This is a genomic window from Streptomyces sp. NPDC002886 (genome assembly GCF_042888445.1).
GTDB lineage: Bacteria > Actinomycetota > Actinomycetes > Streptomycetales > Streptomycetaceae > Streptomyces.
Window position 1 is genome coordinate 1164041 of sequence record NZ_JBIAPV010000002.1, and the last position, 14163, is coordinate 1178203.

Annotated in this window: 11 protein-coding genes, 1 tRNA gene and 1 pseudogene; 8 read left to right on the plus strand and 5 right to left on the minus strand. The window is 71.8% G+C overall.

The annotated features are described in order from the left end of the window. Positions 1-19 precede the first annotated feature (19 nt). Positions 20-637, plus strand: a complete 618-nt coding sequence (locus ACFYYB_RS11465; protein ID WP_389434742.1) for an NADPH-dependent FMN reductase — start codon at positions 20-22, stop codon at positions 635-637. Here the strand turns inward: ACFYYB_RS11465 and ACFYYB_RS11470 are convergent. After that, positions 627-1889, minus strand: coding sequence for a M20 family metallopeptidase (locus ACFYYB_RS11470; protein ID WP_389434744.1), 1263 nt, complete (start codon positions 1887-1889; stop codon positions 627-629). The two genes, ACFYYB_RS11465 and ACFYYB_RS11470, sit on opposite strands and share 11 nt — an antisense overlap. Positions 1890-2035: 146 nt before the next feature. On the opposite strand from ACFYYB_RS11470, the gene ACFYYB_RS11475 reads away from it, so the two are divergent. The 3 genes and pseudogenes from ACFYYB_RS11475 to ACFYYB_RS11485 all read left to right on the plus strand — a co-directional run bounded on the left by ACFYYB_RS11475 (position 2036) and on the right by ACFYYB_RS11485 (position 3223). Further along, on the plus strand, positions 2036-2383 hold the full coding sequence (locus ACFYYB_RS11475) for a hypothetical protein (RefSeq protein WP_389434746.1): 348 nt from the start codon (positions 2036-2038) through the stop codon (positions 2381-2383). Positions 2384-2585: 202 nt separating this feature from the next. Beyond that, positions 2586-3159 (plus strand): annotated as a pseudogene (locus tag ACFYYB_RS11480) (bifunctional DNA primase/polymerase). Then, positions 3150-3223, plus strand: a tRNA-Lys gene (locus tag ACFYYB_RS11485). Before ACFYYB_RS11480 ends, ACFYYB_RS11485 begins: the two are co-directional and overlap by 10 nt. 64 nt (positions 3224-3287) lie before the next feature. On the opposite strand, the gene ACFYYB_RS11490 is transcribed toward ACFYYB_RS11485, so the two are convergent. Further along, complete coding sequence (locus tag ACFYYB_RS11490) at positions 3288-4481, minus strand: M6 family metalloprotease domain-containing protein (RefSeq protein WP_389434747.1); 1194 nt, start codon at positions 4479-4481, stop codon at positions 3288-3290. Between the two features lie 441 nt (positions 4482-4922). On the opposite strand from ACFYYB_RS11490, the gene ACFYYB_RS11495 reads away from it, so the two are divergent. Further along, positions 4923-6797, plus strand: coding sequence for a putative bifunctional diguanylate cyclase/phosphodiesterase (locus ACFYYB_RS11495; RefSeq protein ID WP_389434748.1), 1875 nt, complete (start codon positions 4923-4925; stop codon positions 6795-6797). Positions 6798-6888: 91 nt separating this feature from the next. On the opposite strand, the gene ACFYYB_RS11500 is transcribed toward ACFYYB_RS11495, so the two are convergent. Further along, on the minus strand, positions 6889-7257 hold the full coding sequence (locus ACFYYB_RS11500) for a hypothetical protein (RefSeq protein ID WP_389434750.1): 369 nt from the start codon (positions 7255-7257) through the stop codon (positions 6889-6891). A gap of 236 nt (positions 7258-7493) precedes the next feature. Here ACFYYB_RS11500 and ACFYYB_RS11505 point away from each other — a divergent pair, with 236 nt between their 5' ends. Further along, positions 7494-8669, plus strand: a complete 1176-nt coding sequence (locus ACFYYB_RS11505; protein WP_389434751.1) for a serine hydrolase domain-containing protein — start codon at positions 7494-7496, stop codon at positions 8667-8669. Positions 8670-8748: 79 nt separating this feature from the next. Here ACFYYB_RS11505 and ACFYYB_RS11510 read toward each other — a convergent pair whose 3' ends face one another. Then, entirely contained in the window at positions 8749-10455 is a 1707-nt protein-coding gene (locus ACFYYB_RS11510) for a glycosyl hydrolase family 18 protein (protein ID WP_389434753.1), read from the minus strand. A gap of 328 nt (positions 10456-10783) precedes the next feature. On the opposite strand from ACFYYB_RS11510, the gene ACFYYB_RS11515 reads away from it, so the two are divergent. Then, positions 10784-11911, plus strand: a complete 1128-nt coding sequence (locus tag ACFYYB_RS11515) for an NADAR family protein (RefSeq protein ID WP_389434754.1) — start codon at positions 10784-10786, stop codon at positions 11909-11911. Between the two features lie 28 nt (positions 11912-11939). Here the strand turns inward: ACFYYB_RS11515 and ACFYYB_RS11520 are convergent, their stop codons facing one another. Next, the gene (locus tag ACFYYB_RS11520) at positions 11940-13100 is read right to left on the minus strand and encodes an LLM class flavin-dependent oxidoreductase (RefSeq protein ID WP_389434755.1); all 1161 of its coding nucleotides are present in this window, start codon (positions 13098-13100) and stop codon (positions 11940-11942) included. Positions 13101-13340: 240 nt separating this feature from the next. Between ACFYYB_RS11520 and ACFYYB_RS11525 the strand changes: the two genes are divergently transcribed. After that, entirely contained in the window at positions 13341-14099 is a 759-nt protein-coding gene (locus ACFYYB_RS11525) for an IclR family transcriptional regulator (protein WP_243337173.1), read from the plus strand. The last annotated feature ends 64 nt before the right edge of the window (positions 14100-14163 follow it).

Genomic DNA, 14163 nt, shown 5'->3' on the forward strand with positions numbered 1-14163 from the left:
CGCCCGCGAGGAGCCCGCCATGCCCAGCCGCGTCCCGCCCATCCACGCCACCCACGCCACCCACCCCATCCGCCCGATCCGCCTGCACGTCGTCTCCGCCTCCGTCCGCCCCACCTCCGCCGCCCGCCCCCTGGCCCGCTGGGCCGCCGACCAGGCGCACGCGCACCGAGGGGGCCGCTTCGAGGTCACCCCCGTCGACCTCGCCGACGTCGGCCTGCCCTTCCTGGACGAGCCCGCATACGCCTCCACCGGGATCTACACCCACCCGCACACCCGCGCGTGGAGCGCCCTCGTCGACTCCGCCGACGCCTTCCTCTTCGTCCTGCCGATGTACAACGGCGGCTTCACCGCGCCCTTCAAGAACGCCATCGACTTCCTCCACCGCGAATGGCGGGGCAAGCCCGCCGGCCTGCTCTCCTACAGCGCGGGCGGATCCGGCGGCGCCCCGGCCGGCCGGATGCTCCGGCCCGTGCTGGAGGCCGTCGGCATGGTGCCGGCCGCGGCCTCGGTGGCCGTCCCGGGCATCACCGGGCTGGTCACGGCCGACGGGTTCCGGGCCCCCGAGGGCCTCGCCGGCGAGCTGGCGACCGTACTGGACGAGCTCTCCGCCCTGGCGAGGACGCCGGTCAGCGCGTGACGAGGGCCCCCGTCAGGTGGTCGTACGCGGCGTGCGCGTGCAGCCGTACGCCCGTGATCAGGGTGTCGTCGTCGGCGTAGAAACCGGGGTGGTGGTTGCCCACCAGGCCACGGCCGCCGGGCACGGGCGCCGGTTCGCCGCTCGCCGGGTCCAGGACGGTGTCCTGGACGCCGAGCATCACGTACAGCCCGCCGAAGCGGGTGATGAGTTCGGAGACGTCGTCGTAGCCCAGCGTGCCGCCGACCTCCACCACCCGGTCCGCACCGGCGACCCGGCGCAGGGTGGGCAGCGCGGCCTCGATCCACGCCGCGCCGTTGTCCACGGCGGGCACGTCCTGGAGCAGTTCGACGGTCGCGGAGGCCCCGTAGGCCTCGGCGGTGTGTTCGGCCAGTGCCGTCAGCCGGCGCTTGACCTCGGGCATGTCCCGCTCCTCGGCGCAGCGGATCGTGCCCCACAGGGTGACGGTCTCCCCGATGACGTTGAACCGGCCGACGTCCTCGATGTGCCCGATGGAGACCGTGACCGGGGAGAACGCCGACACCTGCCGGTAGAGCTGGCCGATCCCGGTGAGCAGCGCCCCGACGGCGGGCATCGGGTCGACGCCGTGCCAGGGGGAGGAGGCGTGCGCCTGCTTGCCGGTGACGGTGACGCGGACCAGGCAGGAGGCCCCGTACATCGGGCCGGACTTGTAGCCCACCCAGCCCTTGGGGTGCGGGGTGACGTGCATGCCGAAGGCCATCGTGGGGACGGGGTCCGCGAAGGCCCCCTCGGCCACCATCAGGCGCGCCCCGCCCTCCTCGTCGACCGGCGGGCCCTCCTCGGCGGGCTGGAACACGAACAGCACGGTTCCGGGCAGCCGTTCCCGCACCCGTACGTCGGCCAGTGCGCGCGCCGCTCCGAGCAGCATCGCGGTGTGGCAGTCGTGGCCGCAGGCGTGCGAGGCGGCTCCGGTGGCGGCGAAGTCCGCTCCGCAACGGTCGGGAACGGGCAGGGCGTCCATGTCGGCCCGCAGCGCCGCCACCCGGTCCCCGGGCCGGCCGCCGCGCAGCACGCCGACCACGCCGTGCCCCGCGATGCCGGTCCGCACCTCGTCCAGTCCGAACCCGGTGAGCTCCCGCGCCACGAGCCGCGCGGTGGCGGCCTCGCGGTTGGGCAGCTCGGGATTGCGGTGCAGATGACGGCGCCAGCCGATCACCTGCTCGATGCCCTCGTCACAGAGCTTGTCCAGCTCCTCGTGCACACCATGGGTCATACGTACGTTCTAACCCATCTACCGGGGCCCTCGGGCGCTCTTGCGCGAAGCAGGACAATAGACGGTGGCCCGGAAGCTTTTCGACCCCGGAGGCTCTCGGCCCGGAAGCACTTTCCACGCCCAGCACGCCCAGCAGGAGGACACGCATGGCAGAGCCCGAGCGGACCGAGCGGAGGCTTCGGCCCGCGCAGTTGCTCTTCGAGCCGCCGGAGGCCGTCACGGACCCGGAGCACTTCTTCGACCTCGAATCGATCGAGGACCCGCGGGAACTGCTGGCCCGGGCCACGGAGCTGACCCTGGCCTTCCGCGCCGCCCAGGAGCGGGCGGTGGAGTTCCAGGCGGTGGCGGCGGCGCAGCTCGCGGATCCGCGGCGGTTCGACCGGCTGTCGGCGGCGGCGATCGCGGAGCAGGCCGAGTGGACCGAGGACTACGCCCACAAGATGATCGAGTTCGGCGAGTCCCTGCTGCGCGGCACCACCGCCGAGGGCGCGTGAGCAGCCGACCGGAGGACACACCCGGGACACCTGGGACCACTGGGACACCTGGGACCACTCGTACGCCTGGAAGACACGCCCGGCCTCGACCCCTGGCATATGCGGGGCGCAACATACCCCAGTCCCACCCGGCCTGTCCCGGTTTCCCGTAACTCCCGGAGACCGGTCCGCTACCGCGGGTAGACCTGGACGCATGACGACGATGACCGGCTGCCCCGCGCTCGACCCGCGGACGACGACCGCCTCCGCGAACCACGTCACCCCGGCCGGCGCCGCCTGGCTGGCCTCGGCCTCCGCCCGGCCCGGAGGCACGCTGGCCGCCTGGCAGGCCCGGCCCACCGCGCCCGCCGTGCTGCCCTGCGGGACCGCCTTCGACGTCGTCAGCGTCCCCCTCGTCCTCGGCCGCCGGATGCTCGACCTGCTGTGGGCCGAAGGCCCCGGCTCCGGGCCGGCGGCCGTGCACCGCGGGCGGACCCTGCTGTTCGCCGCGCCCGGGACGGCCCAGCGGCTCCCGGCCCTGCTGGCCTGGGAGGAGTGGAGCACCCCCGCGCCCGCCCCGCTCTGCCACGGCCCCGGCGACGCCGTCACCGTGCCCCCGCTGGCCGCCGGCGGAGGGCCCTCGCGCTGGCTCGTGGCGCCCGACACCCGGCTGCCGTGGCTGCCCGGACCGGAGGCACTGCTGTGGGCGTTCGTCCGTGCCACCCGAGCTGCGGATATCGATTTTTCCGATCGCCGCCCGGGGTGCTAATGTCTCTCTCGTCACCAAGCGCCGCTAGCTCAGTTGGTTAGAGCAGCTGACTCTTAATCAGCGGGTCCGGGGTTCGAGTCCCTGGCGGCGCACAGACGGAGAAAGACCCCCACGCGAGTGGGGGTCTTTCTCGTGTCCCGCCTCTTGCCGCTACCGCTACCGCGTGATCTTCACCGTGTACGCGCCCGACGGCGTGCGGTCGGCCACCTCGACGGTGATCCCCTCGCCCGGGACGGTGAAGGTCTCCCCCACCTCCAGCGGGGCGTCCGCCAGCGGCGGGTACACCGACCGGTCCCAGCAGGCCTCGGTGTCCGGATGCGCGTCCACGACCTCGATGGGTCCGCCGCCCGAAGCCGCCTCGTTGCGGACCCGGTAGACGAGGACCCCCTCGGTGCAGGTGTCCCCGTCGTTGCCGGCGGAGCCCCGCGCCTCGACGGCGATCGCGCTGCCGGGGCCCGTACGGACCACCGCCATCCGCGTGCCGCCCGTACCGCCCGGGCGCGGGGCCTCGGACAGCGGCTGGAGGGTGTGCAGGGAAGAGCCGGATCCCACGCAGTCCACCTGGGAGGCGTCCAGCCAGCCGAGCTTCCACTTCTGCCAGGCGAAGAGGTCCGGGGCCATGCCGAACTGGCTGCCCATGACGTCCCAGTCCCCCACGTACGTGTCCCAGTCGCCCTTGCCGTCCGAGGGACGGTGGTAGAGGTCGGGCAGGTCGAAGACGTGCCCGGTCTCGTGGGCCAGCACGTTGCGGTCCGGCGGGTGCTTCTCGAAGACCGTGACGATGCGGCGCAGGTCGGCGCCGTCCGCCCGGATCGGCTGCTCGAAGTTGACGACCTTGGTGGCGTCGGAGTCCACGCCGGGCGCGTCCGGGTCGGCGACGAAGTAGACGACGTCGAACCGGCTGAAGTCCACCGAGGGGTCCGCTCCGGCCACCGCGTCGCGCAGGTAGGAGGCCCGGTCCGCCGGGGCCCAGTCGCGCTGTATCCCGTAGGCGGCGGACGGCTTCGGCATCTGGATCCACTGCTTCTGCGGGTGGGCGACCAGCCGGAAGCGGCCGTAGGAGGCCCGCTCGAAGAACTCGCTGGTCGCCGGGAAGTAGTCGGCGGTGAGTTCCTCGGTGGTCAGCGTGGTGCGGTGGTCGGGGAAGGAGAGGAAGACCATGACCGCGTTGAGGGTGCGCTCGGGCTTGGGGTAGGCGCCGTTCCAGCTGTCCAGGCCCAGGGAGTGGTGGGCCGCGGTACGGGTCAGCGCGCACGGTCCGGCTCCGGGGGCGGCGACCGCGGGTCCCGCGACGAGCGACATGGCGGCGAGCGCCGTCAGGGAAGTGAGCGCCGCCGCCGTGGTTCGCATGCGGGAGCGGTCCACTCCCCCGGGTGTCTGCTGTCGCGGCACATCGACCTCCGGTGGTGGATTAGTACCTCTTCATCCACCTTGGGGCGATTGTCTTACTAATGCCCTGTTCCGCTGCCCCACACGAGTGAGCACTGAGGCAAGCCGGTGACGCCGGGTTTCGCACATGCGCCTACGGAAAGTCACGACCGATCAGGTCGGGACAGTGGTGGGCGCCGGATGCTCACAGCCGTGCGGAAACGATCATTCGCCGTCAGGCCGACGATCCGTCATCACACCGAACTCCCGCGCCACACACGGCGTCGCCGCTGGATAGGGCCGTCCGGGAACCTCTATGATCGGCACACTTTCCTGCACGGACACTCACACGCACTGCGGGAGCCAACGGTGAGCGGAACCCCAGATGGACCCGGGTCGACGGCCGACGGCATCCGACCGGCCATGACGCAGCGTCACCCGGCGGCGCCGGCGGCGACGGCAACCCCGGACCGCGACGACCACCGGGGCGACCAGCAGCCCGGCCACCAGCCCGGCCACCAGCCCGGCCACGAGCCCGACTACCGGGCCGACTACCGGGCCGCCTTCAACGCGGCCCACCTCCCCATGGCCGTCGTCGACCGCACCGGCCACATCGCCGGAGCCAACCTGGCCCTCGCCGCGCTCCTCGGCTCCGAGCCGCACGTCCTCGCCGGGCAGTCCGCCGCCGAGCTGGTGGACCTGGCCTCCGAGGCCCGGACCTGGCACGCCTACAAGGAGGTGCTGCGCGGTCGGCAGGCCCGGCTCCGCTGCACCCGCCGCCTCAAGCACCCCGACGGCCACTCCCTGTGGACCGAGATCACCCTCGGCCCCGTCCCCGGCACAGGCGACGTGCTGCTGTCCGTCGCCGACATCAGCGACCGGCGCGACCTCCAGGCCCGGCTGCGCCACCTCCAGATGCACGATCCGGTGACCCGGCTCGCCAACCGGGCGCTGTTCTTCGAGCGGCTCTCCGCCGCCCTGGAGGCCTCCTCGTACGGGCAGAGCGGCACGGGCCGGATCGGGCTCTGCTATCTGGACCTCGACGGGTTCAAGGCCGTCAACGACACCCTCGGCCACCGGGTCGGCGACCGGCTGCTGACCGCCGTCGCCCAGCGGCTCACCCAGTGCGCCGACCAGTCCGGCTACGGGCGCACCGGCGGCCACCTGGTGGCCCGGCTCGGCGGCGACGAGTTCGCCCTGCTGGTCGAGGAGTCCACCGGCACCGAACAGCTCGTGGACCTGGCGCGCAGCGTCCTGGCCGCCGTACAGGAGCCCTTCGACCTGGCCGGTCAGCGGCTGTCGGTCTCCGCGTCCATCGGCGTGGTGGAGCGGGCGGCCGCCGGGACCTCGGCGACCGGCCTGATGCAGGCCGCGGACACGACCCTCTACTGGGCCAAGGCGGACGGCAAGGCCCGCTGGACCCTCTTCGACCCCGAGCGCAACGCGCACCGGATGACCCGGCAGGCCCTGGCCTCGACGCTGCGGCCGGCCGTGGAGCGCGGCGAGTTCACCGTGGAGTACCAGCCGCTGGTGGACCTGGAGAGCGGGGCGGTGCGCGGGGTCGAAGCCCTGGTGCGCTGGAACCACCCGCAGTTCGGCATGCTGACGCCGAATCGGTTCATCGGAATTGCCGAAGAGGACGGTTCCATCGTCCAGTTGGGCCGCTGGGTGCTCCAGACCGCCTGCCGACAGGCCCGGCGCTGGCAGATCGAGCAGCCCAGCGACTCCCCCGTCTTCGTCTCCGTCAACGTGGCCGTCCGCCAGGTCTGGGACTCCGACCTCGTCGGCGACGTCGCCGAGATCCTCGCGGAGACCGGCCTGGCCCCCCAGCTCCTGCAGCTCGAACTGACGGAGTCGGCCGTCATGGGCTCCGCGGGCCGCCCGCTCCAGGCCCTCCAGGCCCTGAGCGACATGGGGGTGCGGATCGCCATCGACGATTTCGGCACCGGCTACTCGAACCTGGCCTACCTCAGCCGCCTGCCCGTCTCCGTCCTCAAACTGGACGGCTCCTTCGTCCGCGGCTTCCGCTACGAGGAGGGCTCCCACCCGAACCCGGCCGACGAGACCATCGTCGAAGCCCTGGTGCAGCTCGCGCACCGGCTGGGCCTGACCGTGACGGCCGAATGCGTGGAGACCGCTGGCCAGGCGGCCCGCCTGCGGCGCGTCGGCTGCGACACCGGCCAGGGGTGGCTCTACTCCCGGGCCGTGCCCCCGGAGGCGATCGCGGCCATCATCAGCCGCCAGGCGGCGGTGGGCCCCGCCCAGCCGGAGGGGCCGGCGCCGCACCCCGAGGTGTGAGTCGAAGACTCCGCACGAACACGCCGAACGCCTCGGGCGCGACGGTGAGGTTCCGGTACGGGAGATCCGGCAACTGCTCCGGTATACCGGGTCAGTTGATCAGGTGCGTGGCAAGTCGCTCCCACTCCTGCCCGGACGGGGAGTCGGACCCGGTCGTCACCAGGTGGAGGCTGACGTGGTCGGCTCCGGCGTCGAAGTGCTCCTGAACCCGGTCGGCGATGCTCTCGGCCCCTCCGTGGACCACCAGCGCGTCGACCAGTCGCCTGCCGAGCGCGTCCGGGTCCTCGTATCCGAGTCCACGCAGCAGGTCGCGGCGGTTCGGCAGGGCAGCGGCGGCCACGGTGCGGGCCGGTGCGGCCGTGTCCGCGCGGTCGCGGCCGAGCACGCAGAGCTGCGTGACGGCCAACAGGCCGCCGCCACCGAGGGCGGTCCTGGCCACGCGGGTGTACTCGACGGGCATGCCCAGAACCGTTGCGCCCAGGGCGCGTTCGGCCGCGAGGGTGAGCAGGGCCCGGCCGAGGCCGACCTGCTGCCGGCGATCGTCATCGACGGCGTACGCACGCGGTGACCCGGGGACCCACAGCCGGCGTGATGCCCGTCCGGATGTCCGTCCGGATGTCCATCCGGCTGGCACCCGTTCGACGGGGGGCGTGTGCCGGATGGCCGGCGGTCCTCGGTCGTTCCTAGCCTCGGTTCATGATCTTCCGTCGCTTCTGGTTGCCAACTGCCTTATTGGCGCTGACCGTGTCCTCCCTGCCGTCCATCGCGGCTTCGGCCGCGCCACGCCCCTCCGATACGGCTTGGTCCGTGCAGCGTGACGCCGACGTGCTGCGGGACACCGGGGTCACCGGGGTGGCGGTCCGGCTGGAGACTCCGCGCGGGACGGTCACGGCCCGGTCCGGGGTGGCGGACCTGGTCACGCGCCGCCCGGTTCCGGAGGACGGCCACCTGCGTCTGGGCAGTACCACCAAGACGTTCGTCGCCACCGTCCTGCTGCAACTGGTGGGCGAGAAGCGGATCTCCCTCGACCAGACGGTGGAGGAGCTGCTGCCCGGGGTCGTGTCCGGCGCCGGAAACGACGGCCGGACCATCACCCTGCGCCATCTGCTCCAGCACACCAGCGGCCTGCCCGAGTACATCTCCGACGTCTTCCCCGACCCCAGCGCCCAGACCTACCTGGCCAACCGGTGGCGTGCCTACGCGCCCGAGGAGCTGGTGGGCCTGGCCATGCGCCATGAACCCGCCTTCCCGGCGGGCACCGGCTGGGCGTACTCCAACACGAACTACGTGCTGGCCGGAATGATCACCGAGAAGGTCACGGGCCGCACCTGGGAACAGCAGGTCCACGACCGCGTCCTGCGCCCGCTCGGCCTCCGGCAGACCTCAACCCCCGGCACGTGGCCCTTCCTTCCGCGTCCCCACGCGGCCGACTACCAGCAGTTCACCGCGGGCGGCCCCCTGGTCGACACGACGATCCCCTACCGCCCCTTCGACAGCGGAGCCGACGGCTCGATGACCGGCACGGCCCGCGACCTCAACCGCTTCTTCGCCGCGCTGGCAGGTGGGGAGCTGCTCAAGCCCGCCGAACTCGCCGCCATGCGCGGCACCGTGCAGGTCCCGCCGGACAGCGGCCACCCGGAGGGCACCCGGGACGGGCTGGGCCTGTTCCTCACTCCCCTGTCCTGCGGTGGCGGCTACCTCGGGCACGGCGGAAACGGCTTCGGATACGAGATCCGGGCGGCTACGACCACGGACGGACGGCGCACCGTCACCGTCTCCGCGCACAGCCGCTCCGCGGACCCGCGGGTCGCGGCCCGCCAGGAAGACGCGGTGCGCACCCTCATCGACCACGCCCTGTGCCGGGACAACTGACACGGCCGACAACACAGCAGCCCCCGCACCCTGGGAGGGGAGTGCGGGGGCTGCCGGCGCTCGGCGCGGGGTGGGGGGATCAGCAGGCGCCGAGGTCCTTCCAGACACCCCATTCACCGGTGGTGCCGGGCACCTCGTTCTGCGTCCACCACTGGGCCTTGTACTTGCGGCCGTTGTACGACACCTCGGTGCCACCGGTGTAGATGTTGCCCGGGACGTAGGCCGCGGCGGTGCAGCCCGTGCTGGGCGGCGTCGTCGGAGGCGTGGTCGGCGGGGTGGTCGGCGGCGTCGTGGGCGGGGTGGTCGGAGGCGTGGTCGGCGGGGTGGTCGGCGGCTGGGTGGTGCCGCCGAGGGAGTCCGAGATCTGGTTCAGCAGGGTCGCGTTGGCGTCCAGGCCGAGCAGGGAGTACATCATCGCGCCGGCCAGGCCGCGCTGCTTGCCGTAGTCGACACGGGCCTGGATGGACTTCTGGTTGAGGCCGGTGAAGAACTCGCCGTCCTTGTAGAAGTACGAGGCCTTGGCCTGGTCGTCCCAGAAGGTGGTCGCCGGGTTGTCGACGATGCCGCCGAGCTCCTTGTAGAGCGCGATGCCGGCCTGCTGGCTGGTCGGACGGGCGGCGGAGGCCAGGGTGGCGGGCTGGGCGAGACCGTTGGTGGTGCCGGGCTGCACGCCCTTCCAGCCGCGGTAGTAGAACTCGTAGCCCAGGACCAGCTTGTTGGCGGGGAAGCCGCCGGTGATGCCGTAGGCGGAGTTGCCGTCGATCCAGGAGTCGATGGCGTTCTTGATGCTGTACTTCTCGGTGCCCGGGGCGATCACGTCGGTCGGGTCGGACGACGAGGGCAGCAGCGGGGACTGGTGGTACGTCGGACCGTCCGAGTCCCAGGCGCCGTGCATGTCGTACGTCATGATGTTCGCGTAGTCGAGGTACGCGCCGATCTTGTCCGTCTCGATGTACTTGATCTTGTCCTGGCCGGCCGGGAGGGCCGAGGTCAGCAGGTACTTCTTGCCGCCGTTGGCCGCGCCGTAGGCGTCGAGCTGGCTGCGGAACTCCTTGAGCAGGAGCGTGAAGTTCTGCTTGTCCTCGGGGGCGTAGTGGTTGCCGAGGTGGCCGCCCGACGAGCCCGGGTACTCCCAGTCGATGTCGATGCCGTCGAAGATGCCGGCCGCGCTGCCCGCGCCGCCGTAGCCGCCCTCGACGGGCAGGTTGCCCTTGATGTACTGGTCGATGCAGGAGGTGACGAGCTTCTTGCGGGAAGCGTCGGTCTTGGCCGCGTCGCTGAAGTACTTCGAGTAGGTCCAGCCACCGAGCGAGATGTTGATCTTCAGGTTCGGGTACTTCGCCTTGAGCTGCTTGAACTGGTTGAACACGCCGACGATCGGCTGGTCCCACTTGTCCGCGACGCCGCTGACGCTGTCGGCCGCGCTGAAGGACTTCTGGTAGTCGGCGTACGAGTCGCCCGCACCGTCACCGGCGTTGGGGTTGTTGTCGTCGCCCGCTGCCTTGTTCGCCTCGAAACAGGTGAGGTTGGTGGGGTGGATGTTGCCGAACGAGTAGTTGATGACGTCCAACTTGCTCGCTATGCCACGGGTGTCGAGGTGCTTGGGATAGAACGCGTTCCCGTACACGGACCACTGGTCGTAGTAAGCGATCTTGACGTTGCCGGCCGTCGCGGTGGTCCCGGCCTCGGCGGCCGAGGCGGTGGTGAGTCCCGCGAAGGCGGCCAGCGTGCCGCCGGCCAGCGCGGCCGTGGCGGCGGCCGCGATGAGGGATTTACGGATGTGCATGAACTGCCTCCGGGGAGTGGGAGGGGAAGGCAAGACTTCAGGTGGGGATAGTGATAGCGATCACTCCGGTCCCGAGTCAATGGTTTGGACCAAAGAAGGACTAGACCAGTCACGGCCCAGAACCCCACGTCAGCGACGTGGGACCACACCAGAAATCGCCTGCCACCCGTCGTGACGAGCGACTTAAGGCTCCCTTCATTCACCCTTCGGCAAGGTTTCAGCAACAAACCAGCCAAACTCCGGATGTCACCTCGTGCGAGGCCCGACGGGCTGGTGTACATCCGTAAACCCTTCCGGGCGGGCGCGCGGCGGACGGCAGAATCACGGGATGATCGGCAACCGAGTCACCCATCGCGTCGTGGACGGCGTCCGCATACCCGGCACTTGGCGGCCCGCCTTTATCCGCAACGGGCACCACCACCTGATCGACCTCTTCATCTATGCCGACGGGCTCATCGGGTGCTGGGAACTGGTCACCGTGGAGGAGTTCGAGGAGAAGCTCCGGACCGGCTGGGTGGCCACCACCGTCCCGGAAGGCGCTGTCGCGGCCGCGCCGGGGATGGGCGAGTGGAAGTTCAGCGAGCCCCGGCACTGGACGGCCCCCGACGAACTCGTCGCCGAAATCCGCGACACCATCGACCAGTTGAACGATCGGCCCGACTCGACCGCTCGCTGCCTGGCCGCCGTCGACGTCTTCCTCGCCGACCGGACGGAGGAGAACCGCGCCGCGGCCCGGACCGCGTTCCTCGCCGTCCCGAAGTCCCAGCGGCACTGGGCGCTGGACGACTGGGACACCAAGGCCTGGCAGCTGCGGGTACTGGTGGCGGGGCCCGGAGGCCACACGTACATGTTCCCGCGGGAACCGGCCGTCACCCAGGAGCGCTACGACGAAGCCCTCGCGTACTTCGAGGAGCGTGCCCGCCGCAGGGACGAGCCGAAGGCACGCGTCCCGGCAGCCGGGCCGGCGGTTGTGTACGCGCCGGCCGTCCGCCTCCACCCCACGCTCAGCCCCAAGCGGGTGGCCGACCCCGGCCGGCTCGGACTGCGCAACGAGTACCCCGCCCCGGTCACCATCGGAAATGTCACGCACGCCTCCGTCACCCACGCCTACTGGGCCCTGTCCATCGCCGAACCGGCCGTGCGAGAGGCGATCGCCGCGGCGGACACGTACAACAAGGCACGGATGCTCGCGCGGGAGGCGCGGCTCCGCGATGGCTGGGAGCAAGCGCGTACCGGCTTCATGACCCGCCTGCTGCGCGCCAAGTACGACCAGCACCCCGAGCTCGCCGAGATCCTGCTGGGGACGGATGACGCGACCCTGGTCTACAACGACGTCGACTGCGACTCGGCCTTCTGGGGCGACAACTCCGGCCGGGGCCGCAACTGGACCGGCCGCCTCCTCGAACTGGTCCGGTCCGAACTGCACATGCGGCGGGCCGGGTTCCCCGGCCTCTGACCGGGGAACCCGGGGAGGGCCGGGCGGCTCAGGCGTCCAGGACCGGCATGCCGTACGCGTCCGCGACGAGGGCGTACGAGCGGAGGCGGGCCTCCCCCGCGTGGGCGTTGGCCGTCAGCATCATTTCGTCCGCGCCGGTCAGCTTCGCGAGGGCGTCCAGGCCCTCCGTGACCTCGTCGGGGGTGCCGTGCACCACGCTCGCGAGGCGGTCGTCCACGAACTCCCGCTCCAGCGGCGTGTACGGGTACGCCGCCGCCTCCTCGGGCGTCGGGACCAGCCCGGGGCGCCCGCTGCGCAGCCGGAGCATCGACAGCGCGCCGGTCAGCACCTGCGCGCGGGCCTCCGCGGCGGTGTCGGCGGCGAGGGCCGCGACTCCGATGACGGCGTACGGGGCGTCCAGGACGGCCGAGGGGCGGAAGGACTGCCGGTAGAGGTCGAGGGCGGGCAGGGTTCCGGCCGGGGAGAAGTGGTGTGCGTAGGCGAAGGGCAGGCCGAGTCCGCCGGCGAGGCGGGCGCTGAAGCCGGAGGAGCCGAGCAGCCAGATGGGCGGCCGTGCGGCGGGGCCCTGCACCGGGCCCGGCACCGCGTGCACGCGGGCGTACGGGTGCCCGTCGGGGAAGTCGTCGTCGAGGAAGCGGATCAGCTCCGCGAGCTGCCGGGGGAACTCGTCCACGGCCTCGTCACGGCGCCCGGGCCCGCGCAGGGCGGCGGCCGTCTGCCCGTCGGTGCCGGGCGCGCGGCCGAGGCCGAGGTCGATCCGGCCCGGGGCCAGGGCCTCCAGGGTGCCGAACTGCTCGGCGATGGCGAGCGGGGCGTGGTTGGGCAGCATGACCCCGCCGGAGCCGAGCCGGATCCGGGAGGTGTGGGCGGCGAGGTGGGCCAGGATCACGGCCGGGGAGGAGCTGGCGACCCCGGGCATCGAGTGGTGTTCGGCGACCCAGTGGCGGTGGTAGCCCCGGGACTCGGCGAGCCGGGCGATGTCGACGCTGGTGCGCAGGGAGGCGTACGCGGTGCTGCCGGCGCCCACGGTGACGAGGTCGAGCACCGAGAGCGGCACCGGCGCGCGGCCCGGGGCCGTCCCGCGGATCTCCGCCCCGCCCGATAGGGCGCCCGAGATTCCGCCCGCTCCGTCGCCCGGACGGTCGGCTCCCCGTCGTCCAGCGTCTCCCGCGCCTCCGATGTCACTCATCGTCTCTCCCGCTCCGCTCGCCCGTCCGTCCTCGTCCGTACGAAGAATCCGAACCGCGCGGCCGGTCCGGGCATTCCCGGCACTCTCGGACACCACGCATGACCTTGGCATATGCCATCGGAGTAGATCCAGGCAGAGCGACGTAATCGAGCCATCAATCTCATCAACAGGCGCTCCACACGGGCCTCTTGATGGCTATCGTGTGAGAGCAAGCGGTAACAACCTGCTAGGGGGAAAACCGTGGCGCTGAAGCCCGAGCCGACCGCGCCGTTCCACTCGGTGCAGTACGCCCTGCGCGTACTCGAAACGGTCGCACGCCATACCGGCGGCGTGACCGACGTACAGATCGCGCGGGAGACCGGCCTGCCCGCGGTCCACCTCGCCCCGATGCTCCTCATGCTGCGTCGTGAGGGGTACGTACTGCAGGTGTCCGACGGCGCCTACGCCATCGGAGACTCCCTCGTGCTGCTCGGCTCCGGCGTCGACCGCCAGCAGGCGCTGCAGGACAAGCTCCAGGACACCCTGGACCGGCTGCGGGACTCCGTCGGCGCCGCGGTCTACATCAGCCGGTACGTGGACGGCGAGGTCCGGATCACCCAGTTCGCGGACAGTCCGCGCACCCCCAAGGTCCACGAGTGGGTCGACTTCCGCTCGGCGGCCCACGCCAGCGCGGTGGGCAAGTGCCTGCTGACCCAGCTCGACCTGGACGGACGGCGCGACCACCTGTCCCGCCACAAGATCGCCCGGCTGACCTCGAAGACCATCGTGAACGAGCGGATCCTCTTCTCGAAGCTGGACAGTCAGCCGGCCACGGTGCCCACGCTCGACCTGCAGGAATACGCCGTCGGCACGGTCTGCGCGGCCGTCCCGATCACGGCCGGGGCCTCGGTGGGCTGCCTGGCCCTGTCGCTGCCCGTGGAGCACGCCCACCGCCTGCGGGCCGCGGCCGACGTGCTGAACCGCAAGGCCGCGCCGCTGCTGCTGTCGCTCACCCTCTGAAGGGGGGAGGCAGGCGGGCGGCCCACCCGCGCGAGCGCCCGGAAAACTCTTCGGGCGGTTCCCA